Raw genomic sequence first — 23,902 nt, 5'->3', positions numbered from 1 at the left:
GACTGCCTGGAGCTGCAATGTCACGACTCGCTTCCGCCTGCCTGCTGGCCGGCATGATGACCGCTGCCTCGGTGGGGACCGCCGTGGCCGCTGAAGACACCGATCGCTACGCCTGGCTGGAGGACGTCACCGGCGACAAGCCACTGTCCTGGGTCAAGGAACAGAATGCCAGGTCCGAGGCGCGCCTGGCGCAGACCCCGGCCTTCAAGCAGATGGAGACCAGCATCCGCGAGGTGCTCGACTCCGACGCCAAGATTCCCGGCGTGCAGAAGATCGGTGACTACTACTACAACTTCTGGAAGGACCAGCAGCACGAGCGCGGCCTGTGGCGCCGCACCACCCTGGCCGAGTACCGCAAGGCCTCGCCGCAGTGGGAGACCGTGCTCGACCTGGATGCACTGAACAAGGCCGAGGGCGAGAACTGGGTCTGGCACGGCGCCGACTGCCTGCGCCCGGATTACAGCCGCTGCCTGATCGCGCTGTCGCGCGGCGGCGCCGACGCCGACGTCACCCGTGAGTTCGACCTGGCCAACAAGACCTGGATCAAGGACGGCTTCTTCCGTCCGGAGTCGAAGGGCGGCCTCAACTGGGTCGATCGCGACACCGTGTTCGTCTACACCGACTTCGGTGCCGGCTCGATGACCACCTCCGGCTACCCGCGCGTGGCCAAGCTGTGGAAGCGCGGCACGCCGATGGCCTCGGCCACCGTGGTGTACGAAGGCAAGCCGGAGGACATGTACATCGCGGCGATGCACGATGACACCCCGGGCTTCGAACGCAACCTGGTCAGCCGCACCCTGGCGTTCTACAACAACGAGCTCTACCTGCGTGGCGATGACGGCACGCTGACCAAGATCGACGCGCCGAACTCGGCCGAGAAGGGGTTGCACAAGCAGTGGCTGACCCTGGAACTGCGCGATCCGTGGACCGTGGGCGGCAAGACCTACGCGTCCGGTTCGCTGCTGGCGACGAAGCTGGACGACTTCCTGGCCGGCAAGCGCGACTTCGACGTGCTGTTCACCCCGACCGCGACCACCTCGCTGGCCAGTGCCAGCTGGACCAAGAGCCATCTGGTGCTGAATGTGCTGGACGACGTCAAGAACCGCCTGTCGGTGCTGACCCCGGGCGCCGACGGCTGGCAGACCAGCCGCTTCGTCGGCGCCCCGGCCTTCGGCACGCTGGGCGTGGCTGCGGTGGACAGCAATGACAGCGACGCGGTGTGGCTGACCGCCACCGATTACCTGACGCCGACCACGCTGGCCCTGGCCGAGATCGGCCAGGCACCGGAAACGCTGAAGACCATGCCGGCCTTCTTCGATGCCAAGGGCAAGGTGATCGAGCAGCACTTCGCCACCAGCAAGGACGGCACCCGCGTGCCGTATTTCGTGGTGCACGACAGGGCGATGAAGCTCGATGGCTCCAACCCGACCCTGCTGTATGGCTACGGTGGTTTCGAGATCTCGCTGACCCCGAGCTATTCCGGTGGCATGGGCCGCGCCTGGCTGGAGAAGGGCGGCGTGTACGTGGTCGCCAACATCCGCGGCGGCGGCGAGTACGGCCCGCGCTGGCACCAGGCGGCGCTGAAGCAGAACCGTCACAAGGCCTATGAAGACATGGCCGCGGTGGCGCGGGACCTGGTCAAGCGCAAGATCACCAGCGCCAAGCACCTGGGCGTGCAGGGCGGCAGCAACGGTGGCCTGCTGACCGGCAACATGCTGACCCAGTACCCGGAGCTGTTCGGTGCGGTGGTGGTGCAGGTGCCGCTGCTGGACATGAAGCGCTACAGCCACCTGTTGGCCGGCGCCTCGTGGATGGCCGAGTACGGCAACCCGGATACCAGCGACTGGGAATTCATCAAGACCTTCTCGCCGTACCACCTGTTCAACGCGAAGAAGAACTACCCGCCGGTGCTGTTCACGACCTCCACCCGCGATGACCGCGTGCACCCGGGCCACGCCCGCAAGATGGCGGCGAAGATGATCGACGCCGGCAAGGACGTGACCTACTACGAGAACATCGAAGGGGGCCACGGCGGCGCAGCCAACAATGCACAGGCCGCGCATATGTCCGCGCTGGCCTACAGCTTCCTGTGGGAGCGGTTGGGCGGCAAGTAAGCAGAACGGAAAACGCCGCCCCAGGGCGGCGTTTTTCTTTACCGGTAGTGCCGGCCGCTGGCCGGCAACCGCATCATTCAGGCATTCCCGGGTTGCCGGCCAGCGGCCGGCACAACCCTCAACGTGATCCCTGCCAACGCTTCAACCCGCGTGCGATCCGCGCCACCGCCTCCTGCAAACGCGGTACCTGCTGGGTATACGCCAGCCGCACATGCTGGTTGGCGCGATGGAAGCCGAAATCCAGGCCCGGGGTGAACGCCACGTGCTCGGTTTCCAGGAAGTGCGCGCAGAACGCCTGCGCGTCGTCGGTGAACGCGCTGACATCGGCGTACAGGTAGAACGCGCCCTGCGGTTCGACTTCAATGCGGAAGCCGAGCTCACGCAACGCGGGCAGCAGGAAGTCGCGGCGTTGGCGGAACGCTTCACGGCGCTGTTCGAAGATCGCCATTGATTCCTCGCTGAAGCAGGCGAGCGCGGCGTGCTGGGCGATGCTGGAGGCGCTGATGTACAGGTTCTGCGCCAGCTTTTCCAGGTCCGGTACCGCTGCAGGCGGTGCCACCAGCCAGCCCAGCCGCCAGCCGGTCATGCCGAAGTACTTGGAAAAACTGTTCAGCACGAACGCGCTGTCGTCCACCTGCAGCACGCTGGGCGCATCCAGGCCGTAGGTCAGGCCGTGGTAGATCTCGTCCACCACCAGGTGGCCGCCCCGCGCGTGCAGGGCCTGCGACAGTGCCGCCAGTTCGTCGGCGGACAGCACGGTGCCGGTCGGATTGGCCGGTGAGGCGACCAGCGCGCCGACGCTGTCGTCATTCCAGTGCTGTTCCACCAGCGAAGGGGTCAGCTGGTAGGCGGTGTCCGGGCCGACCGACACCAGCTGCGCGCCGCCCTCGACGAGGCGCAGGAAGTGGCGGTTGCAGGGGTAGCCGGGGTCGGCCAGCAGCCAGTGGCGGCCGGGATCGACCAGCAGGCTGCTGGCCAGCAGCAGCGCACCGGACCCACCCGGGGTGACCAGGATGCGTTCGGGATCGACATCCAGCCCATAGTGGCTGCGGTAGAAACCGCTGATCGCCTGGCGCAGCGCCGGCAGGCCGCGCGCGGCGGTGTAGCGGGTGTGGCCGGCGGCCAGTGCGGCCTGGCCGGCACGCACGACGGGTTCGGCGGTAGTGAAGTCCGGTTCGCCGATTTCCAGGTGGATCACATCGTGGCCTGCCTGTTCCAGCGCCTGCGCGCGGGCCAGCAGGGACATCACGTGGAACGGAGCGATTTCATGGCTGCGCCGGCTGTAGCCCGGCGTGTGGGGCGGGGTGCTCATGTGCCCATGGTACGCCGGCCGGCGCAACCCATGACGTTCCGCAGGGTTGCCGCATTGCCGAGATTGGGGTCAGATCCCTTTTCGGGAAAAGGGATCTGACCCCGTCGAAGACCATTGCATTGATGCGCCAGGAGCCTTATCTCATGAAGTCCACCCTCTGCCTGTTGCTCGCCAGCCTGATGACCACGACTGCTACCGCCGCCACGCCGCCCGTTCCGCCGGATGCCGCCAAGCATCCGCATGTGGTCAAGGCGCCGTTCGGCGCGACCCGCAACGATGACTATTACTGGCTGCGCGACGACAAGCGCGAGAACAAGGACATGCTGGCCTACCTGCAGGCAGAGAATGCCTACGCCGACCAGCTGCTGGCACCGCTGAAGCCACTGGAAGACACCCTGTACAAGGAGATCGTCGGCCGCATCAAGCAGGACGATTCCAGCGTGCCGGCGCGCGAGCGCGGCTACTGGTACTACAGCCGCTTCGAGACCGGCCAGGATTACCCCATCCACGCGCGCCGCAAGGGCAGCATGGAGGCGGCCGAGGAAGTCCTGCTGGACGTCAACGCGATGGCCGCCGGCAAGGGCTACTTCAGCGTCGGTTCGATGGAAGTCAGCCAGGACAACCAGCTGCTGGCCTGGGCCGACGATGACGTCGGCCGCCGCCAGTACACGATCCGCTTCAAGGACCTGGCCACCGGCACGGTGCTGCCCGATGTGATCACCGGCAGCTCCGGCGACCTGGTCTGGGCCGACGACAACCGCACCGTGCTGTATGTCGAGAACGATCCGGAAACGCTGCTGACCGTGCGCGTGAAGAAGCACGTGCTGGGCACCCCGGCCAGCGCCGACACCGTCGTCTACGAAGAGAAGGACGACAGTTTCTACATGGGCATCGGCCGCACCCGCGACGATCGCTTCATCACCATCGGCGTGCACAGCACCGTGTCCTCGGAAGAGCGCTACGCGCCGGCCAGCGACCCGACCACCTTCACCGTGCTGGCCCCGCGCCAGCGCGATGTCGAGTACGACGCCGACCACCATGACGGCCGCTGGGTGATCCGCACCAACGACGGTGCGAAGAACTTCAAGCTGGTCACCGCGCCGACCGATGCCACCTCGCGCGCGCAATGGAAGGATTGGATCGCGCACGACGATGCGGTGTTCATCGAAGGCTTCGAACTGTTCGACACGTACACCGCCATCGCCGAACGTTCCGAGGGCCTGGAGCGCATCCGCCTGCTGTTCAAGGACGGGCGCAGCGACTACGTGAAGGCCGACGAGCCGGCCTATTCGATGGGCCTGGGCGATAACACCGAGGCCGATACGCCGTGGCTGCGCTACGTCTACACCTCGATGACCACCCCGACCACCGTGTTCGAGCTGAACACCGCCACCGGCGAGCGTCGCCAGCTGAAGGTGCAGCCGGTGATCGGCTATGACGCCTCGAAGTACGAGACCGACCGCGTCTGGATCACCGCGCGCGATGGCGTGAAGGTGCCGGTGTCGCTGGTCTACCGCAAGGGCTACCAGAAGGACGGCAAGGGCGCGCTGTTCCAGTACGCCTACGGCAGCTACGGCATGTCGATGGATCCGTACTTCAACCAGACCGCGGTCAGCCTGCTTGATCGTGGCGTGGTGTATGCCATCGCCCACATCCGTGGCGGCCAGGAGATGGGGCGCGACTGGTACGAGAACGGCAAGCTGCTGCACAAGCAGAACACCTTCAACGACTTCATCGACGTCACCCGTGGCCTGGTAGCACAGGGCTGGGCGGCGAAGGATCGCGTGGCCGCGTCCGGTGGCAGCGCCGGCGGCCTGCTGATGGGCGCGGTGGCCAACCAGGCGCCGCAGGATTACCGGGTGATGGTGGCGCAGGTGCCGTTCGTCGACGTGGTCACCACCATGCTCGACCCGACCATTCCGTTGACCACCAACGAATACGACGAGTGGGGCAACCCGGAGCAGAAGCCGTATTACGACTACATGCTGTCCTACTCGCCCTATGACAACGTGAAGCAGCAGGCGTACCCGGCGCTGTACGTGGGTACCGGCCTGTGGGATTCGCAGGTGCAGTACTGGGAGCCCGCCAAATGGGTGGCCAGGCTGCGTGATGACAACACCGGCCACTACCCGATCCTGTTCCGCACCAACATGGAAGCTGGCCACGGCGGCAAGTCGGGGCGCTTCCAACGCTACCGCGAACTGTCCGAGTCGTACGCGTTCGTGCTGCAGCAGCTGGGCATCGCCCAGCCGTAACGGCGAAGGGGCGCCGGGCGCTGCCTGGCACCCCGAACCGGTATCCTTGCGGCCATGAGCCAGCCCGAGCCATCTGCACCCCGCGATAGCGCCACGCCGCCGCGCGTGGTGCGTTTCCGCTGGGCATGGTGGCTGCTGGCGTACGTCAGCCTGGGCACCGGCATCGTCGGCATCTTCGTTCCGGGGCTGCCGACCACCGTATTCATCCTGATCTCGGCCTGGGCCGCCTCGCGCGGTTCGGAGCGCCTGCATACCTGGCTGCTGCAGCATCCGCGTTTCGGCCCGGCCATCGCCAACTGGCAGGCACACGGGGCGGTCAGCCGCTACGGCAAGTGGATGGCCACGATCACCATGGCGGTATGCGCCGGCATCATGCTGTGGTGCGTGCCGATCGCCTGGGTGAAGTGGTTCTCGATCGGCAGCATGACCGTGGTCGCAATCTGGCTGTGGACGCGGCCGCTGCCACCGCCTCCCGCGGATTGAGCGCCGGCGGTAGTGCCGGCCGCTGGCCGGCAACCCGATTCCCTGCACCAACCGCTCAGCCGCCAATGGCTATACTCGGGGCATGAAGATCCCCCATCGAAACGCCATCCTGATTCCGCTGGCAGCGGCCTCGCTGCTGCTCCTCGCCGCCTGCGGCAACAAGGGCCCGCTGGTACTGCCGCAGAAGCCGGTGCCGGTGGAAGAAACCGTCGAACCCGCTGCCGAGCCCGCCACCGAGGCGACTGCGCCGCAGACCCAGGGCAGCGGCACCCCGGCCACGACCGTGGAGCCGGCCGCACCGGCCACCCAGCCGGCGCCCACGCCCGCGAAGAAGGCGGGCAGCGGGAATGAGTAAGGCCGGTTCCAAGGCCCTGCGTTTCAGCAAGATGCATGGCGCGGGCAATGATTTCGTAGTGATCGACCTGCGTGACGGCACCGCGCCGCCCACGCCCGAGCTGGCCGCGCGCCTGGCCGACCGCCACACCGGCGTTGGCTGCGACCAGATCCTGACCATCGAGGCACCACGTGCGGACGGTTCGGTGGCCTCGTACCGCATCTGGAATGCCGACGGCTCCAATTCCGAGCAGTGCGGCAACGGCGCGCGCTGCATCGCCGCCTGGCTGGTGCGCGAGGGCAGTGCGCAGGGCGTTGCATTCGTCATCGACAGCCCGCTGGCCAGCCATGAAGTGAAGGTGCTGGGCGAAGGGCAGTTTGCGGTGACGATGGGCGTGCCCGCCTTCGAGCCGGCCAACGTGCCGCTGATGGGCTTTGCGCACGCGCGCGAGGAATACCTGCTGCCGCTGCAGGGCGAGAGCGTACGCTTCGCCGCGGTGTCGATGGGCAACCCGCATGCGGTGATCGAAGTGGGCCTGGTCGATGCTGCACCGGTCGAGCGCGTCGGTGCGCTGCTGCAGCAGCATGCGTCGTTCCCGCGCTCGGTGAACGTGGGCTTCGCCCAGGTGATGAGCCCGGCCCACGCCCGCCTGCGCGTGTTCGAGCGCGGTGTCGGCGAGACCCTGGCCTGCGGCAGTGGTGCCTGTGCCGCCGCGGTGACCCTGATGCAGCGCGGTCGCCTGCAGCGCGATGCCCGCATCAGCCTGCCCGGTGGCGACCTGCGCATCCAGTGGTCGGGCGATGGCCAGCCGGTGGTGATGGCGGGCCCGACCGCATTCGTCTTCGAAGGGGAGTGGATCGCATGACCGAAACCGTCGACAAGCTCGGGGCCCATGAAGTCGCTGCCTGGTTGCGGCGTCATCCCGGCTTCCTCAAGCAGTTCCCGGACCTGGCCCTGACCCTGGTGGTGCCGCGTGACGACGGCCCGACCGCGTCGCTGGCCAGCTACCAGCTGGAAGTGCTGCGCGAGAAGAACCGCGAGCTGGCACGACGGTTGGCCGATCTGGGCGCGACCGCCCAGGTCAATGAGCGGCTGGCGGTGCGCACGCACCAGCTGACCCTGGCGCTGATGAAGCAGGACAACGCGGCTGACACCCTGCGCGCGATGGCCGCCTCGTTGCAGGAAGACTTCGCCGGCGACCTGGTGCGGCTGGTGGTGCACACGCCAGTGGCCGGGCTGGAACAGGCCGACTGGCTGCGGGTGATTGCCGCGGATGATCCGCAGCTGGGCCCGTTCCGCGATTGCCTGAACGATGGCGAGCCGATCTGCGGCCGCCTGCAGCCGGAAAAGAATGCCGTGCTGTACGGCGTGCGCAGCGAGGAAGTGCAGACCACCGCGCTGCTGCCGCTACCGGGCGTGGGCCTGATCGCGGTCGGCAGCCACGACCCGAACCGCTTCTACCCGGGCATGGGGACGTTGTTCCTGCGCATGATGGGCGACGCGCTGGTCACTGGCCTGAAGCGCTTCCCGGGCTGAGCAGGTTGCGACGACGATGAGCGCGGTACAGGCCTTCCTGCAGCACCTGCAGGTGGAGCGGCGGATGTCGGCGCATACGCTCGACGCCTACCGCCGCGACCTGGACGCGCTGTCGGCCTGGGCCGAGCCGCGTGGCGTGGCGGTGGAGGCACTGGATGCCGAGGCCGTGCGCCAGTTCGTTGCCGACGAGCACCGGCGTGGCCTGTCGGCCAAGAGCCTGCAGCGCCGCCTGTCGGCCTGCCGAAGCTTCTATGCCTGGCTGCTCAAGCACGGGCGCATCGAGGTCAGCCCGGCAGCGACGCTGAAGGCACCGCGCGCACCGCGCCGGTTGCCACAGGTCCTCGACGCCGATGAGGCGGTGCAGCTGGTCGAGCTGGAGCCGGAGGGTGAGCTCGGCCGCCGTGACCGCGCGCTGCTGGAACTGTTCTATTCCTCTGGCCTGCGCCTGAGCGAAGTCTGCGCGCTGACCTGGCGCGATCTGGATTTCGACAGCGGGTTGGTGAACGTGCTGGGCAAGGGCAACCGCCAGCGCCGGGTGCCGTTCGGCCGGCCCGCGCGCGAAGCCCTGCAGGCGTGGCGCACGGAAAGTGGGGGCGGCCCGGCCTCGCCGGTGTTCCCCGGCCGCAACGGGCCGATCAGCCAGCGTGCAGTGCAGATCCGCATCCGCCAGCTGGCGCAGCGCCAGGGCCTGTTCAAGCACGTGCACCCGCACATGCTGCGGCACAGTTTCGCCAGCCACATCCTGGAATCGTCCGGCGACCTGCGCGGTGTGCAGGAGCTGCTGGGCCACGCCGACATCGCCACCACGCAGATCTATACCCACCTCGATTTCCAGCACCTGGCCAAGGTCTACGACGCCGCGCATCCGCGCGCGAAGCGTCGACGCAGCAACGAGGGCAGCGGAGAAAGCTGAACGTTGCCCCTGCGGCAGCCGGTCGCGGGTGGCTTGAAGGGCGCAGCGCAGTCCCCACCTCTGGTTCTGTCACCCCGGAGGCATCATGGACCCCAGTCAGAACCCCAACGTTTTCCACGCCACCACCATCGTCTGCGTCCGTCGCGGCGAGCACGTGGCCATTGCCGGCGACGGCCAGGTCACGCTGGGCCACACCGTGATGAAGGGCAACGCGCGCAAGGTGCGCCGCCTCGGCCGTGATGGCCAGGTACTGGCCGGCTTCGCCGGTGCCGCCGCCGATGCCTTCACCCTGTTCGAGCTGTTCGAGGCCAAGCTGGAAAAGCACGGCCAGCTGCAGCGTGCTGCGGTCGAACTGGCCAAGGATTGGCGCACCGAGCGCCGCCTCGGCAAGCTGGAAGCCCTGTTGGCGGTGGCCGACAAGGAAACCTCGCTGATCATCAGCGGCACCGGCGATGTGATCGAGCCGGAGGACGGCATCATCGCCATCGGCTCGGGTGGCTCGTATGCACTGTCGGCCGCACGCGCCTTGATGGCGCACACCGAACTGGATGCGCGCACCATCGCCAGCGAAGCGATCGGCATCGCCGGCGACATCTGCATCTACACCAACCGCAACGTGGTGGTCGAGGAGCTGTGAGGGTAGCGTCGGCCGCTGGCCGGCAACCTCATGATCCCCCGCACGCGTGCCTGGTTGCCGGCCAGCGGCCGGCACTACCGACAAAGAATCCGTGAGCACATCCATGTCGAAGATCGAAGTTTCCTCCGCCACCATGACCCCGCGCGAGATCGTGCAGGAACTGGACCGGCACATCGTCGGCCAGCACGACGCCAAGCGCGCCGTGGCCATCGCCCTGCGCAACCGCTGGCGCCGCATGCAGCTGGTGCCCGAGCTGCGCAATGAAGTGATGCCGAAGAACATCCTGATGATCGGCCCGACCGGCGTCGGCAAGACCGAGATCGCGCGTCGCCTGGCCACGCTGGCCAACGCACCGTTCGTGAAGGTCGAAGCCACCCGCTTCACCGAAGTCGGCTACGTCGGCAAGGACGTCGAGCAGATCATCCGCGACCTGGCCGATACCGCGGTCAAGCTCTATCGCGAACAGGCCAAGGTGCGCGTACGCACCCAGGCCGAAGAGCGTGCCGAAGACCGCATCCTGGATGCGCTGCTGCCGCGCCGCAGCGGTGGCATCGGCTTCGATCCGGAAGTCGCCCGCAACGAGCCGTCGGCGCAGGACAACGAGACCCGCATCAAGTTCCGCAAGATGCTGCGCAACGGTGAGCTGGACGAGCGCGAGATCGAACTCGACCTGGCCGCAAACGTCAGCATGGACATCATGACCCCGCCGGGCATGGAGGAAATGGGCCAGCAGCTGAAGTCGATGTTCGCCAACCTCGGCGGCGGCGCCAAGGCGCACAAGCGCACGCTGACCATCAAGGCCGCGCGCCCGCTGCTGATCGAGGAAGAAGCGGGCAAGCTGGTCAACGAGGACGACATCCGCACCGCCGCGATCGAGGCCTGCGAGCAGCACGGCATCGTCTTCATCGACGAGATCGACAAGGTCGCCAAGCGTGGCGACAACGTGGGTGGTGGTGACGTGTCGCGCGAAGGCGTGCAGCGCGACCTGCTGCCGCTGGTGGAAGGCTCCAACGTGTCCACCAAGTACGGCACGATCAAGACCGACCACATCCTGTTCATCGCGTCGGGCGCGTTCCACCTGGCCAAGCCCAGCGACCTGATTCCGGAGCTGCAGGGCCGCTTCCCGATCCGCGTGGAGCTGGGTGCGCTGAGCAAGAACGATTTCGTGCGCATCCTGACCGAACCGAAGGCCGCGCTGACCAAGCAGTACGAAGCACTGCTGGCCACCGAAGGCGTCAAGGTCAGCTTCACTGCCGATGCCATTGATCGTCTGGCCGAGATCGCTTTCCAGGTGAACGAACGCCAGGAAAACATCGGCGCGCGTCGCCTGCATACGGTGCTGGAGCGCCTGCTGGATTCGCTCAGCTACGAGGCACCGGACCGCGACGGCGAAACCCTGGCCATCGACAGCGCCTACGTGGACAAGCACCTGGGTGAGCTGGTGCAGGACCCGGACCTGAGCCGCTACATCCTGTAATGCCCGGTGGGGTCGGATCCCTCGCCGTGGCGAGGGCGCTGACCCCGCCCACTGCAGCAGAAAAGGCCGCCGCAAGGTGGTCTTTTTCCTGTGCGGTCAGTGCGATTGCCGGGTGCGATAGTCCCGCAGCACCTGGTCGATCACTGCACTGGTGCGGGCGGCGCTGATGCCGTTCGAGGGCGAGTGCCCGTTGCCGCGCAGTTCGTCCACGAGGGAGGCGATCAACGGCTGCTGGATCGACGACGGGTTCGGGATGTCGAAGGCCTGCACGCCCGCTTCGGTTTCCAGCTCCACCGGAACGTCCTCGAAGGTGGCAAAGCGCAGCTGGCCACGGTCGCCGGTGATCTCGATCTGATCCTGGCGGCGGAACGCGCAGAAGCTCCATTGCGCGATGCCGTGCGTCCCCGTCCCGGTGCGGAAGCACATCGAGACGCTGTCCTCGGCGGCGTAGGCGCCGGTCAACGAGCTGGCCAGGCCACGCACATCGCTCAGCGGCCCCAGCAGATGGTCGAGCAGGTCCAGGGTATGCGAGCCCAGGTCGACGAACAGCCCGCCGCCGGCGATCGCGGGGTTGGTCCGCCAGAAGTCAGGCGATGCGGCATCCACTGAATGCGGCCGGTGCAGGGTGGCGCGCACGGCGCGCACTGTGCCGATCGCGCCGTCGTCCAGCAGCTGCTTCACCTGTGCGAAGCGGGGCAGGGCACGGCGGTAGTAGGCCACGAACACGGGCACGCCGCTGCGGGCGCTGGCCGCGATGATGCGCTGGCACTCGTCGTGGTCCATGGCCATCGGCTTTTCGATGTAGACCGGCTTGCCCGCAGCAATCGCCTGCAATGCGTAGTGCATGTGCGTGGAGGGCGGTGTTGCAACGTAGACCGCGTTCACCTCCGGATCGGCGATGAGTGCATCGGCGTCCGCGTACCAGCGCGGAATCGCGTGGCGGCGTGCATAGTCTTCGGCCAATGCGGCATTGCGGCGCATGACCGCCACTACCCGTGAGCCCGGCGTGTTGGCCAGGGCTGGCCCGCTCTTCTTCTCGGTGACGCTGCCACACCCGATGAAGCCCCACACCACGTTGTCCAGGATCATCGATCTGCCCTTGCAGGGGGTGCCGCAGTGATGGGAGCAGCCTCGTTCACGCCTCGGGCAGCGGCTCGGGGACGGTGCCGGGAACGAACACACCATCCTTCACGTAGGCGGCCAGGGTCATGTCCAGCGCGAGCATGCCATCGCGCTTGAGGTCCATCAGTTCCGGTTCGACCATCGCGCCGTGCAGCACGCCCAGCACGGTGGCGTGCAGCATGCGCGCGGCGATTTTCGGGTCGGCGCCTTCGCGCAGCTGGCCCAGATCGCGGGCGCGGCGCAGGGCACGCTCCATCCGGTCCAGCGCATCGCGGAATCCGGCCTGCTGCATTTCGGTCAGCACCCTGGTGTCCGCCGACGCATCGCTGCGCAGCATGATCTCCATGGTCTTGCGCAGGCGCTCGTCCTCGGACAGCTCGATGAACGAGTGGATCATCACCGCGCGCAGGTCGTGCACCGGGGTGTCGCGCTGGTCGGTGGAGGTGCGCTCCAGTTCCTGCATGAAGGGCAGGTGCACGCGCTCGACGATGGCGGCCAGCACCTCGCTCTTGTTCTTGAAGTGCCAGTAGACCGCGCCACGGGTGTAGCCGGCGCGGGCACCGATCATCTCCAGCGTGGTACGGGCCACGCCGTGTTCATGGAAGCAGGCTTCGGCGGCGTCAAGGATGCCTTCCCGGGTTGCCTGGGTGTCCTCTTTGGTCTTGCGGGCCATGGGTGTGGGTACGAGTGCGGGTGAAACGTGGCTGAATTGTACCGGTTTACAAACAAACAAGCATGTATGTATATTTCGCACCCATCATTCCCGTCGTGTGCGTGGCAGGCCGGTCCGGCGCCCACTCCACCCGGGTGGGCGCGATCTGCGGGCTTTCACCGGAAGGGGAACGTCCATCGATATCAGCTCCCTCTGAGATTCCTTCCTCCAAGAGCCTTTCCGTCATGTTGCTGAGCCGAATCCGACCCTTTGCACTGTCGCTGGCAATCGCCGCGACCGTGGCTGCCTGCGGCGGCCAACCCCAGGCCCCCGAGCAGGGCCCGGGTGACGTCACCGTGGTCACGCTGAAGTCCGAGACCGTGGGCCTGACCCGCGAACTGCCGGGCCGTACCAATGCCTTCCTGGTCGCCGAAGTGCGCCCGCAGGTCAATGGCATCGTGGCCAAGCGCCTGTTTACCGAGGGCGGCATGGTCAAGGCCGGCGAGCCGCTGTACCAGCTCGACGATGCCAGCTACCGGGCCCAGGCCAACAACGCCCGCGCCCAGCTGGCCCGCGCCGAAGCCACCGCCAATGCCGCGCGCCTGAGTGCCAAGCGCATCACCGAGCTGGCCAAGGTCGATGCGGTCAGCCAGCAGGACCTAGAGAACGCCGTCGCCGCGCAGAAGCAGGCCGAGGCCGACGTCGGTGCCGCCAAGGCCTCGCTGGATGCGGCCAACGTCACCCTGGGCTACGCCCGCATCACCGCGCCGATCAGCGGCCGCATCGGCAAGTCCAGCGTCACCCAGGGTGCGCTGGTCAGCGCCGGCCAGGCCAACGCACTGGCCACCGTGCAGCAGCTGGACCCGATCTATGTCGACCTGACCCAGTCCTCGGCCGAGCTGCTGCAGCTGCGCCGCGAACTGGCCGCCGGCCGCCTGCAGGACAACCAGACCCTGCCGGTCAGCATCCTGATGGAAGACGGCAGCACCTTCGAGCACAAGGGCACGCTGGAGTTCTCCGAAGTCAGCGTCGATCCGACCACCGGCAGCTTCGGCCTGCGCGTGAAGGTGGACAACCCGGACGGCCTGCTGATGCCGGGCATGTACGTGCGTGCGGTGATCGGCGGCGGCGTGCGCAGCGACGCGGTGCTGGTGCCGATGCAGGGCATCGCGCGCGATCCGAAGGGCGACACCACCGCGATGGTGGTCGGCAAGGACAACAAGGTCGAAGTGCGCCCGGTCAAGGTCAGCCGCACGGTCGGCGACAAGTGGCTGGTCGAGGACGGCCTGAAGGCCGGTGACAAGGTCATCGTCGAAGGCCTGCAGAAGATCGGCCCCGGGATGCCTGTCAAGGCCACCGAGAAGGGCGACGCACCGGCCAAGCCGGCGGCAGCCGCCCAGCCTGCCGCCCCGGCCGGCGACGCGAAGTAAGCGGAGAACCCCATGGCACGCTTTTTCATCGATCGACCCATCTTTGCGTGGGTGATCGCCATCATCATCATGCTCGCCGGCGGCCTGGCGCTGTTCAAGCTGCCGGTCTCGATGTACCCCAACGTCGCACCGCCGGCGGTGGAAATCAGCGCCACCTACCCGGGTGCATCGGCCAAGGTGGTCGAGGACTCGGTGACGCAGATCATCGAGCAGAACATGAAGGGCCTTGATGGCCTGATCTACTTCTCCTCCAACAGCTCGTCCAACGGCCAGGCCACCATCACCCTGACCTTCGAGAGCGGCACCAACCCGGATATCGCCCAGGTGCAGGTGCAGAACAAGCTGCAGCTGGCCATGCCGCTGCTGCCGCAGGAAGTGCAGCGGCAGGGCATCAACGTGGCCAAGTCCAGCTCGGGCTTCCTGAACGTCATCGCGTTCGTGTCCGAGAACGGCAGCATGGACGCCAACGACATCGCCGACTACGTCGGTTCCAATGTCGTCGACCGCCTGAGCCGCGTGCCGGGCGTGGGCAACATCCAGGTGTTCGGTGGCAAGTACGCCATGCGCATCTGGCTGGACCCGAACAAGCTGCATACCTATGGCCTGTCGGTGCCGGAAGTGACCGCCGCGATCAAGGCGCAGAACGCCCAGGTGGCGATCGGCCAGCTCGGCGGTGCGCCGTCGGTGAAGGGCCAGCAGCTCAACGCCACCATCAACGCGCAGTCGCGCCTGCAGACCCCGGAACAGTTCCGAAACATCATCGTGCGCGGTGCGCAGGACGGTGCCGAGCTGCGCCTGGGTGATGTCGCCCGCGTCGAGCTGGGTGCCGAGTCCTACGACTTCGTCACCCGCTACAACGGCCAGCCGGCCAGTGGCCTGGCGGTCACCCTGGCCACCGGCGCCAACGCGCTGGATACCGCGGCCGGTGTGGATGCCGCGCTGGAAGACATGAAGGGCTTCTTCCCGGCCGGCCTGAAGGCCGAGATCCCGTACGACACCACCCCGTTCGTGCGCGTGTCGATCAAGGGCGTGGTGCAGACCCTGATCGAAGCGATCGTGCTGGTGTTCGTGGTGATGTACCTGTTCCTGCAGAACTTCCGCGCCACCCTGATCCCGACCATCGCCGTGCCGGTGGTGCTGCTGGGTACCTTCGGCGTGCTGGCGATGCTGGGCTTCTCGGTGAACATGCTGACCATGTTCGCGATGGTGCTGGCGATCGGCCTGCTGGTGGACGATGCCATCGTGGTGGTGGAGAACGTCGAGCGCATCATGTCCGAGGAAGGGCTGTCGCCGCTCGAAGCGACCCGCAAGTCGATGGGCCAGATCACCGGTGCGCTGGTGGGTATCGGCCTGGTGCTGTCGGCGGTGTTCGTGCCGATGGCCTTCATGAGCGGCTCCACCGGCGTGATCTATCGCCAGTTCTCGGCCACGATTGTCTCTGCGATGGCGTTGTCGGTGCTGGTGGCGATCGTGCTGACCCCGGCACTGTGCGCGACCATGCTCAAGCCGCTGAAGAAGGGTGAGCACCACGTCGCCCACCGTGGCCTGGCCGGTCGCTTCTTCAATGGCTTCAACCGTGGCTTCGACCGCACCAGCGAAAGCTACCAGCGCGGCGTGCGCGGCATCATCCACCGTCCGTGGCGCTTCATGGGCATCGTGGCGGCGCTGTTCGTGCTGATGGGCGTGCTGTTCGTGCGCCTGCCCAGCTCGTTCCTGCCCAATGAAGACCAGGGCGTGCTGATGGCGCTGGTGCAGGCGCCGGTCGGTGCCACCCAGGAACGCACGCTGGAATCGATCGCGGCACTGGAAAACCACTTCCTGCAGAACGAGAAGGATGCGGTGGACTCGGTGTTCTCCGTGCAGGGCTTCAGCTTCGCCGGCATGGGCCAGAACGCGGGCATGGCGTTCGTCAAGCTGAAGGACTGGAGCGAGCGTGACGCCGACAATGGCGTGATGCCGATCACCGGCCGTGCGATGGCGGCCCTGGGCCAGATCAAAGATGCCTTCATCTTCGCCTTCCCGCCGCCGGCCATTCCGGAGCTGGGGACCGCCTCGGGCTACACCTTCTTCCTAAAGGACAACAGCGGCCAGGGCCACGAGGCACTGGTGGCCGCGCGCAACCAGCTGCTCGGCCTGGCCGCAGGCAGCAAGAAGCTGGCCAACGTACGCCCGAACGGCCAGGAAGACACGCCGCAGTTCCGCATCGACATCGACGCGGCCAAGGCGACCTCGCTGGGACTGTCGATCGACCAGATCAACGGCACGCTGGCAGCCGCGTGGGGCAGCTCGTACATCGATGACTTCGTCGATCGTGGCCGCGTCAAGCGTGTGTTCGTGCAGGCCGACCAGGCGTTCCGCATGGTTCCGGAGGACTTCGATCTCTGGTCCGTGAAGAACGACAAGGGTGAGATGGTGCCGTTCAGCGCCTTCGCTACCAAGCACTGGGACTACGGTTCGCCGCGCCTGGAACGCTACAACGGTGTGTCGGCAATGGAAATCCAGGGCGAACCGGCCCCGGGTGTCGCCTCCGGTGATGCCATGGCCGAGATCGAACAGCTGGCCAAGCAGCTGCCGGCGGGTTTCGGCATCGAATGGACGGCGATGTCCTACCAGGAACGCCAGGCCGGCTCGCAGACGCCGCTGCTGTATACGCTGTCGCTGATGATCGTGTTCCTGTGCCTGGCCGCGATGTATGAAAGCTGGAGCGTACCGACCGCGGTGCTGCTGGCGGCCCCGCTGGGTATCCTCGGCGCGGTGCTGGCCAACACCTTCAAGGGCCTGGAGCGCGACATCTACTTCCAGGTGGCGATGCTGACCACGGTGGGCCTGACCAGCAAGAACGCGATCCTGATCGTCGAGTTCGCGAAGGAAAACCTGGAAAAGGGCGCCAGCCTGATCGAGTCGATCATGCACGCCGTGCGCGACCGCCTGCGCCCGATCGTGATGACCTCGCTGGCCTTCGGCATGGGCGTGGTACCGCTGGCGATCTCCACCGGTGCCGGCTCCGGCGCCAAGCAGGCGATCGGCACCGGCGTGCTCGGCGGCATGATCGTCGGCACCGTGCTCGGCGTGTTCTTCGTGCCGCTGTTCTTCGTGGTGGTGCAGCGCGTGTTCAAGCGCAGATCCACGACGTGACCTGAAACGGTCATGCCGGCCTCAGGCTGGCGTTATCGAAACGGTAGTGCCGGCCGCTGGCCGGCACTGCCTCCTGCCATCCGGCAGTACCGATGGAAGTGATCCCCATGAAAAGTGCATCCCTGTTCCTCTCCATTGCCGCCACGCTCGCGCTGGCCGGCTGCTCCACCCTGGTGCCGAAGAACACCGCCGTCGCTCCGGCGATTCCTGCGCAGTGGCCGGCCGAGGCCGCGCAGGGCGAGGTGGCCGATGTCGCCGCCGTCGGCTGGCGCGATTTCTTCACCGATGCGCGCCTGCAGCAGGTGATCGAGCAGTCGCTGCAGAACAACCGCGACCTGCGCGTGGCCGTGCTCAATGTCGAGCGCGCGCGTGGCCAGTACCGCGTGCAGCGCGCCGATCGCGTGCCCGGCGTGGCCGTGACCGGCCAGATGGACCGCCGTGGTACCGATGCCGGTGTCACCGAGCAGTTCAGCGCGGGCGTGGGTGTGGCCGAGTTCGAGCTGGACCTGTTCGGTCGCGTGCGCAACCTCAGCGAGGCGGCGCTGCAGCAGTACTTCGCCGTGGCTGCCAACCGCCGCAACGCGCAGCTGAGCCTGGTGGCCGAGACCGCCACCGCGTGGCTGACCTATGGGGCTGATGCGCAGCGGCTGAAGATCGCCGATGCCACGCTGAAGACCTACGAGGATTCGCTGCGCCTGGCCGAGGCCCGCCACGAACGCGGCGGCAGTTCGGCGCTGGAGCTGACCCAGACCCGTACCCTGGTCGAGACCGCACGCACCGATGCCGCGCGCCTGCGCGGCCAGCTGGCCCAGGACCGCAACGCACTGGCGCTGCTGGCCGGTGGCCAGCTCGATCCGGCACTGCTGCCGGACAGCATCGAACCGCAGCTGCTGGCGCTGGCCCCGCCGCCGGCCGGCCTGCCCAGCGACGTGCTGCTGCAGCGCCCGGACATCATGGCCGCCGAACACCAGCTGCTGGCCGCCAATGCCAACATCGGTGCGGCACGCGCAGCGTTCTTCCCGAGCATCTCGCTGACCGGCAGCATCGGCAGCGGCTCCAGCGAACTGTCCAACCTGTTCGACAGCGGCACCCGTGTGTGGAGCTTCCTGCCGAAGATCACCCTGCCGATCTTCCAGGGCGGCAAGCTGCGCGCCAACCTGGCCATCGCCAACGCGGATCGTGATATCGCACTGGCGCAGTACGAGAAGTCGATCCAGGTGGGATTCCGCGAAACGGCCGATGCGCTGGCGTTGAATGTCAGCCTGGATGAGCAGGTGAGTTCACAGCAGCGCCTGGTGGAAGCGGCCGAACAGGCCAATCGCCTGTCGCAGGCACGCTACGACGCGGGGCTGGACAGCTTTGTCACCCTGCTTGACGCGCGGCGTACCGCCTACAACGCGCAGCAGACCCAGCTGCAGGCGCAGCTGGCGCAGCAGGCCAACCGCATCACCCTGTACAAGGTGCTGGGCGGCGGCTGGCACGAGCGCGGGTAAGCAATGCTTCTGGTAGGTGCCAACCTTGGTTGGCACGGATGCGTCAGCGCAGGCGGCTGGCCCTGTGCCAACCAAGGTTGGCACCTACCTGGAGATCGAGGGTAGTGCCGGCCGTTGGCCGGCATTGTCATTCGGAGGCCTGCTATACCGCTTCATCGTCGCGCCGCGCCGCATGGCAGGCGCGAACGCGCGCCAGCGCATCGCCGGCTTCGCGCGCCATCTGCTCGTACTCGGCGCGGATCTCTTCCAGGCGCGCTTCATCCAGTTCTTCCAGATCCAACAGTTCGTTGTTGGCTTCGGCCGTCGCCCGGATCAGCTCGTCCAGCTTGATCTGCATCGCGGCAGTATCCGCGTTCTGCGTGTGCTGGATCAGGAACACCATCAGGAAGGTGATGATGGTGGTGCCGGTGTTGATCACCAGCTGCCAGGTGTCGTTGAAACCGAACACCGGGCCACTGATGCCCCAGATCACCACGATCGCTACTGCAGCCAGGAAGGTCCACGGCGAGCCGGTGGCGGCCGCGGCCTTCTTGGCGATCGTATTGAACAGGTTGCGTGCTTTCATCGTCGTCGTCCCACTCAGGTGACGAGGATGATCGGCAGTGGCCCGTGCAGGGGTTGTGCAGCGGCGGTCAGGCGCGCATGCGCTGCAGTCGTGGCGCCTGCAGGCTGCGCACCGGGCTGCTCTGGTAGACGTGCTGCCAGCAACGGTCGACGAACTCACGGGCCTGGGCTTCGCTCAGCCGCGGCATGATCTGCAGGGCGTATTGGGTCTGGAACATCTCGTCACGTTCGGCCTCGCTGGCGCGCGGCTGGGTGATCAGCGAATCACAGGCGAACTTGATCCACGGCACGTACGAGCCGAACGAGTTGTGCGGCAGTGCGCCTTCGGCATGTTGGCGGCGCCAGTGGTCAAGCTCGGCGTCAACGTTGATGACCGGAGGAATGGTGGGGACTTCAGCGTGCATGACAATCCAGTTCGGTTGAGTGGAAAGGGAGTGGGGGTTCATCCGAGTGTGGCGTATATGGCGGTGCATGCCGCGTCAGCGGGATGTGGAGCCTGCGTTGGCATGGCCGATCAACTGCGCATGTTCGACCGCACCGAGGTCTTCGGCCAGAGTGGCCATCGCATTGCACAGGCGTTCGTGGTCGAGCGGGTGGCGGCGGACCAGCTCCAGTTGCATGTGCTGATAGGCAGTCCAGAACAGCGCGCCGCGCCGGTGCAGCGCATATTGCCGCTGCAAGCGTTCGCGGATCGGATCGAGGATCGGGTCTGTCGTAGGGCGTACGGCGTGCGCGCACATGGCTGGCTCCGCCGGGGAAAGGGTGCCCCGGTGACCCCACCGTAGGCGTGTCAGCCGCGTGGGGTGTTACCGCAATGTGTGCGCGTGGCCTGGCTGACTGTGCGCGCGGTCACGCCGATGCCCGCAAAGGCCGCCGGCACAAGGGCGCACCGGCGCTGAAGCGTTCATTAAATGTGTTGCAGAGACGAGCGCGCGTGGCTCATTCGCCGATGTCCTCGTTCCAGATGTCGGGATGACGGCTGATGAAATCGCCCAGCAGGTCCACGCATTCCTGGTTGTCCAGGTCGATCACGTTGACGCCGTTTTCGCGCAGCCAGTCGATGCCGCCCTGGAAGGTGCGCGATTCGCCCACCACCACGGTGCCGATGTTGAACTGGCGCACCAGGCCCGAGCAGTACCAGCACGGGGCCAGGGTGGTGACCATGATGGTGTCCTGGTAACGGCGCTGGCGGCCGGCCTTGCGGAAGGCGTCGGTTTCCCCATGCACCGACGGGTCGCCTTCCTGCACGCGGCGGTTGTGGCCGCAGCCGAGCAGGCGGCCGTCGTTGTGGTACAGCGCCGCGCCGATCGGCACGCCGCCCTCGGCCAGGCCCTGGCGGGCTTCGGCGATGGCGGTCTGCAGCAGGGCCTGGTAGTCGGGCGTGGTGATCATGCGGGGCTCCGGTAAGTCGTGGCCCGCCATCATACGGGCAGGGGGTGCCGCTGGCCCCCGGCGGTGCGATAATCGGGGCCATGAGCGAATCCCCCTACAAAGCCGGTACCACCCATTTCGGGTTCCGCGACGTCGCCGCCAAGGACAAGCAGAAGCTGGTCGGCCAGGTGTTCACCTCGGTCGCGCGCAACTACGACCTGATGAACGACCTGATGAGCCTGGGCGTGCACCGGGCGTGGAAGCGCTACTACGTGGCCACCGCGCAGGTGAAGCCGGGCGACCGCGTGCTCGACCTGGCCGGCGGCACCGGCGACATCGCCGCCCTGCTGAAGGAGCGCGTCGGCGCCGAGGGCTCGGTGGTGCTGGGCGACATCAACGCCGGCATGCTGTCGGTCGGCCGTGACCGCCTGACCAACCGCGGCCTCGTGCTCGGCCTGGACTACGTGCAGTGCAACGCCGAAGCCCTGCCGTTCCCGGACAACAGCTTCGATCTGGTCACCATTGCCTTCGGCCTGCGCAACGTGACCGACAAGGACGCTGGCCTGCGCGAGATGTACCGCGTGCTGAAGGTGGGCGGCCAGGCCCGCGTGCTGGAATTCTCCGAAGTCACCGCGGACTGGTTCAAGCCGATCTACGACTTCCACTCGTTCAAGATCCTGCCCAAGCTGGGCAAGCTGTTCGCCAACGATTCGGACAGCTACCAGTACCTGGCCGAGAGCATCCGCAAGCACCCGCCGCAGGACGAACTGAAGGCGATGATGGGGCAGGCCGGCTTCGAGCGCTGCCACTACAAGAACCTGACCGGCGGCATCGTCTCGATCCACTCCGGCTACAAGCTGTAAGCCCGGTGTTCCGTAGTGCCGGCCGCTGGCCGGCATCTGCGCGGCCAATCACTGGGCGACGGGGTTGCCGGCCAGCGGCCGGCACTACCGGTGCTGTGCCCGCCATTACCCCGCACCGCGCAACGCCTGCGCGTCCGGAGGGAGGTACCATTGGGGTTTGATCCCCGTAACGGTCCCGATTCATGCGTAATCCGCTGATGCTCCTTCCGCTGGCCGTGGCCCTGGCCGCCGGCTGCTCCCAGGAGGCGGCCGCGCCCGCCGCCGCCCCGACTGCCGCAAAGGCCCCCGCCGCCCCCGTGAACGCCGAGAACCGCAGCCACGACGAAAGCTCGTATGCCGAGCCGGACAAGGTCGTCATCAAGGACATCGCGCTGGATCTGAAGCTGGACTTCGACCAGAAGCAGATCGGCGGAACCGCCACCTACACCCTGGAATGGAAGCAGAAGGACGCCAGGCAGCTGGTGCTCGACACCCGCGAGCTGACCGTGTCCAAGGTCGAGGCCGTCGCCGCCGATGGCGCGCGCAGCCCGCTGCAGTTCGCGCTGGCCCCGGTCGACAAGGTGTTCGGCAGCAAGCTGACCATCGAGACCCCGGAACAGCCGGCCAAGGTGGAAGTGACCTACCACACCGCACCGACCGCCTCGGGCCTGCAGTGGCTGGCGCCGTCGATGACCGAAGGCAAGAAGCTGCCCTTCATGTTCAGCCAGTCGCAGGCCATCCACGCCCGCTCCTGGGTGCCGCTGCAGGACACCCCGAGCGTGCGTTTCACCTACAGCGCGCACGTGGTCTCGCGCCCGGACGTGATGGTGCTGATGAGCGCCGACAACGATCCGAAGGCCGCGCGTGACGGTGACTACACCTTCAAGATGCCGCAGCCGATTCCGTCCTACCTGCTGGCCATCGCCGCCGGCGACCTGGTGTTCGAGCCGATCTCCGGCCGCTCCGGCGTCTGGGCCGAGCCGACCATGGTCAACAAGGCCGCCAAGGAATTCGAAGACACCGAGAAGATGATCGGTGCCGCCGAGAAGCTCTACGGCGAATACCGCTGGGGCCGCTACGACATGCTGGTGCTGCCGCCGTCGTTCCCGTTCGGCGGCATGGAGAATCCGCGCCTGACCTTCGCCACCCCGACCGTGATCGTCGGTGACAAGTCGCTGGTCTCGCTGGTCGCCCATGAACTGGCGCACAGCTGGTCGGGCAACCTGGTGACCAACGCCAGCTGGAAGGACATCTGGCTCAATGAAGGCTTCACCACCTACGTCCAAGGCCGCATCACCGAAGCCCTGTACGGCAAGGAGATGGCCGAGATGGAGAAGCAGATCGACCAGACCGACCTGCTGGCCGAAGTGAAGGACATGAGCCCGGCCGACCAGGCGCTGGCGCTGCCGCCGCTGAACGAGCGTGACCCCGACGAAGCCCTCAGCCAGGTCGCCTACGTCAAGGGTTCGTGGTTCCTGGAATTCCTGGAGCAGCGCTTCGGCCGCGAGACCTTCGATCCGTTCCTGCGCGGCTGGTTCGATGACCATGCCTTCCAGAGCGCGAACACCGACCAGTTCGTCGCGTACATGAAGAAGAACCTGCTGCCGAAGAATCCCTCGGCAGTGACCGAGGCCGAACTGAAGGCGTGGCTGGACGAGCCGGGCATTCCGGCGTTCGCGGCCAAGGCGCAGTCGCGCAACTTCAGCAGCGTCGATACCGCGCGCATTGCCTTCGCCAGCGCCGGCACCGTGCCGAGCAGCCAGGTCATCGCCGACTGGAGCACGCAGGAATGGGTGCGCTTCATCGACGGCCTGGGTGCGACCCAGCCGCTGGACAAGCTGGCCACGCTGGACAAGGCGTTCCACTTCACCGGCACCCCGAATGGCGAGATCGCCATGCGCTGGTACCCGCTGGCGATCCGCAGCGGCTACGAGCAGGCCAATGAAGGTGCTGCCGCGTTCATCGAGCGCGTCGGCCGTCGCAAGCTGATCCTGCCGATCTACGCCGAACTGGTGAAGACCCCGAAGGGGCTGGAGCTGGCCAAGCAGGCCTTTGAAAAGGCCAAGCCGGGCTACCACCCGATCACCACGGCCTCGGTCCAGGACATGCTGGCCAAGGCTGAAGCCAAGTAACCGGTGGAGCCGGCCGCTGGCCGGCAACCGGTCACTGCTTCACCAGCTACGGCGGGGAAACCCGCCGTTGCTGTATCCGCTTTTCGCTGCCGATAGAATC

21 protein-coding genes are annotated in these 23,902 nt (G+C 66.9%); 14 read left to right on the top strand and 7 right to left on the bottom strand.

Annotated features, from left to right (window positions below; all coding sequences use genetic code 11):
• The first annotated feature begins 17 nt into the window (after positions 1–17).
• Positions 18–2,114 (top strand): prolyl oligopeptidase family serine peptidase, encoded by a 2,097-nt coding sequence (locus QP609_RS17990; protein WP_014648469.1) that lies wholly within the window; start codon positions 18–20, stop codon positions 2,112–2,114.
• Between the two features lie 118 nt (positions 2,115–2,232).
• On the opposite strand, the gene QP609_RS17985 is transcribed toward QP609_RS17990, so the two are convergent.
• On the bottom strand, positions 2,233–3,426 hold the full coding sequence (locus QP609_RS17985) for a pyridoxal phosphate-dependent aminotransferase (RefSeq protein ID WP_197621845.1): 1,194 nt from the start codon (positions 3,424–3,426) through the stop codon (positions 2,233–2,235).
• Positions 3,427–3,569: 143 nt separating this feature from the next.
• Between QP609_RS17985 and QP609_RS17980 the strand changes: the two genes are divergently transcribed.
• The 8 genes from QP609_RS17980 (at position 3,570) to hslU (ending at position 11,061) form a co-directional block, all read left to right on the top strand.
• Entirely contained in the window at positions 3,570–5,681 is a 2,112-nt protein-coding gene (locus QP609_RS17980) for a S9 family peptidase (RefSeq protein WP_197621844.1), read from the top strand.
• Positions 5,682–5,735: 54 nt separating this feature from the next.
• Positions 5,736–6,164 carry a YbaN family protein gene (locus tag QP609_RS17975; RefSeq protein WP_014648466.1) on the top strand — a complete coding sequence of 143 codons (429 nt, stop codon included), beginning with the start codon at positions 5,736–5,738 and terminating at the stop codon, positions 6,162–6,164.
• 82 nt (positions 6,165–6,246) lie between these two features.
• Positions 6,247–6,519: a lipoprotein gene (locus QP609_RS17970; RefSeq protein ID WP_014648465.1), complete on the top strand. Its 273-nt coding sequence runs from the start codon at positions 6,247–6,249 to the stop codon at positions 6,517–6,519.
• Positions 6,512–7,363 (top strand): diaminopimelate epimerase, encoded by an 852-nt coding sequence (dapF, locus tag QP609_RS17965; protein ID WP_197621843.1) that lies wholly within the window; start codon positions 6,512–6,514, stop codon positions 7,361–7,363. Before QP609_RS17970 ends, dapF begins: the two co-directional genes overlap by 8 nt.
• Positions 7,360–8,034, top strand: a complete 675-nt coding sequence (locus tag QP609_RS17960; RefSeq protein ID WP_046432597.1) for a DUF484 family protein — start codon at positions 7,360–7,362, stop codon at positions 8,032–8,034. The genes dapF and QP609_RS17960 overlap by 4 nt, the downstream gene beginning before the upstream one ends.
• Before the next feature lie 16 nt (positions 8,035–8,050).
• Positions 8,051–8,947: a tyrosine recombinase XerC gene (gene xerC, locus QP609_RS17955; protein WP_046432594.1), complete on the top strand. Its 897-nt coding sequence runs from the start codon at positions 8,051–8,053 to the stop codon at positions 8,945–8,947.
• Positions 8,948–9,032: 85 nt separating this feature from the next.
• The gene (gene hslV, locus QP609_RS17950) at positions 9,033–9,584 is read left to right on the top strand and encodes an ATP-dependent protease subunit HslV (protein WP_005411093.1); all 552 of its coding nucleotides are present in this window, start codon (positions 9,033–9,035) and stop codon (positions 9,582–9,584) included.
• Positions 9,585–9,687: 103 nt separating this feature from the next.
• A complete protein-coding gene (hslU, locus tag QP609_RS17945; RefSeq protein ID WP_014648461.1) occupies positions 9,688–11,061 on the top strand; it encodes an ATP-dependent protease ATPase subunit HslU in 1,374 nt (457 codons plus the stop codon).
• Between the two features lie 96 nt (positions 11,062–11,157).
• On the opposite strand, the gene QP609_RS17940 is transcribed toward hslU, so the two are convergent.
• Together QP609_RS17940 and smeT are read right to left on the bottom strand one after the other, a co-directional pair.
• Complete coding sequence (locus QP609_RS17940; protein ID WP_014648460.1) at positions 11,158–12,150, bottom strand: Gfo/Idh/MocA family oxidoreductase; 993 nt, start codon at positions 12,148–12,150, stop codon at positions 11,158–11,160.
• A gap of 46 nt (positions 12,151–12,196) precedes the next feature.
• Entirely contained in the window at positions 12,197–12,856 is a 660-nt protein-coding gene (smeT, locus tag QP609_RS17935) for an efflux transporter SmeDEF transcriptional repressor SmeT (protein ID WP_032961200.1), read from the bottom strand.
• A gap of 224 nt (positions 12,857–13,080) precedes the next feature.
• Here smeT and smeD point away from each other — a divergent pair, with 224 nt between their 5' ends.
• From smeD to smeF, 3 genes are all read left to right on the top strand, one after another.
• On the top strand, positions 13,081–14,265 hold the full coding sequence (gene smeD / locus QP609_RS17930) for a multidrug efflux RND transporter periplasmic adaptor subunit SmeD (RefSeq protein ID WP_014648458.1): 1,185 nt from the start codon (positions 13,081–13,083) through the stop codon (positions 14,263–14,265).
• Between the two features lie 12 nt (positions 14,266–14,277).
• A complete protein-coding gene (gene smeE / locus QP609_RS17925; protein WP_014648457.1) occupies positions 14,278–17,400 on the top strand; it encodes a multidrug efflux RND transporter permease subunit SmeE in 3,123 nt (1,040 codons plus the stop codon).
• 92 nt (positions 17,401–17,492) lie between these two features.
• Positions 17,493–18,893, top strand: coding sequence for a multidrug efflux RND transporter outer membrane subunit SmeF (gene smeF, locus QP609_RS17920; protein WP_169411979.1), 1,401 nt, complete (start codon positions 17,493–17,495; stop codon positions 18,891–18,893).
• Between the two features lie 142 nt (positions 18,894–19,035).
• On the opposite strand, the gene QP609_RS17915 is transcribed toward smeF, so the two are convergent.
• The 4 genes from QP609_RS17915 to QP609_RS17900 all read right to left on the bottom strand — a co-directional run bounded on the left by QP609_RS17915 (position 19,036) and on the right by QP609_RS17900 (position 20,849).
• Complete coding sequence (locus QP609_RS17915) at positions 19,036–19,458, bottom strand: low affinity iron permease family protein (RefSeq protein ID WP_032961193.1); 423 nt, start codon at positions 19,456–19,458, stop codon at positions 19,036–19,038.
• 67 nt (positions 19,459–19,525) lie between these two features.
• The gene (locus QP609_RS17910) at positions 19,526–19,861 is read right to left on the bottom strand and encodes a hypothetical protein (RefSeq protein ID WP_005411085.1); all 336 of its coding nucleotides are present in this window, start codon (positions 19,859–19,861) and stop codon (positions 19,526–19,528) included.
• A gap of 75 nt (positions 19,862–19,936) precedes the next feature.
• Positions 19,937–20,197, bottom strand: a complete 261-nt coding sequence (locus QP609_RS17905; RefSeq protein WP_197621780.1) for a hypothetical protein — start codon at positions 20,195–20,197, stop codon at positions 19,937–19,939.
• Positions 20,198–20,396: 199 nt separating this feature from the next.
• Positions 20,397–20,849: a nucleoside deaminase gene (locus tag QP609_RS17900; protein WP_005419409.1), complete on the bottom strand. Its 453-nt coding sequence runs from the start codon at positions 20,847–20,849 to the stop codon at positions 20,397–20,399.
• Between the two features lie 80 nt (positions 20,850–20,929).
• Between QP609_RS17900 and ubiE the strand changes: the two genes are divergently transcribed.
• Both ubiE and QP609_RS17890 read left to right on the top strand, forming a co-directional pair.
• Positions 20,930–21,691 carry a bifunctional demethylmenaquinone methyltransferase/2-methoxy-6-polyprenyl-1,4-benzoquinol methylase UbiE gene (ubiE, locus tag QP609_RS17895; RefSeq protein WP_005411082.1) on the top strand — a complete coding sequence of 254 codons (762 nt, stop codon included), beginning with the start codon at positions 20,930–20,932 and terminating at the stop codon, positions 21,689–21,691.
• A gap of 182 nt (positions 21,692–21,873) precedes the next feature.
• Positions 21,874–23,802, top strand: a complete 1,929-nt coding sequence (locus tag QP609_RS17890; protein ID WP_100450631.1) for a M1 family metallopeptidase — start codon at positions 21,874–21,876, stop codon at positions 23,800–23,802.
• Positions 23,803–23,902 lie beyond the last annotated feature (100 nt).

Origin of the sequence: Stenotrophomonas sp. 8(2023), assembly GCF_030345295.1 — a bacterium.
In the GTDB taxonomy this organism is placed as follows: Bacteria; Pseudomonadota; Gammaproteobacteria; order Xanthomonadales; family Xanthomonadaceae; genus Stenotrophomonas; species Stenotrophomonas muris.
Note: the sequence above shows the minus strand (reverse complement) of the source record. Positions and strands in the feature narration are given on the sequence as shown.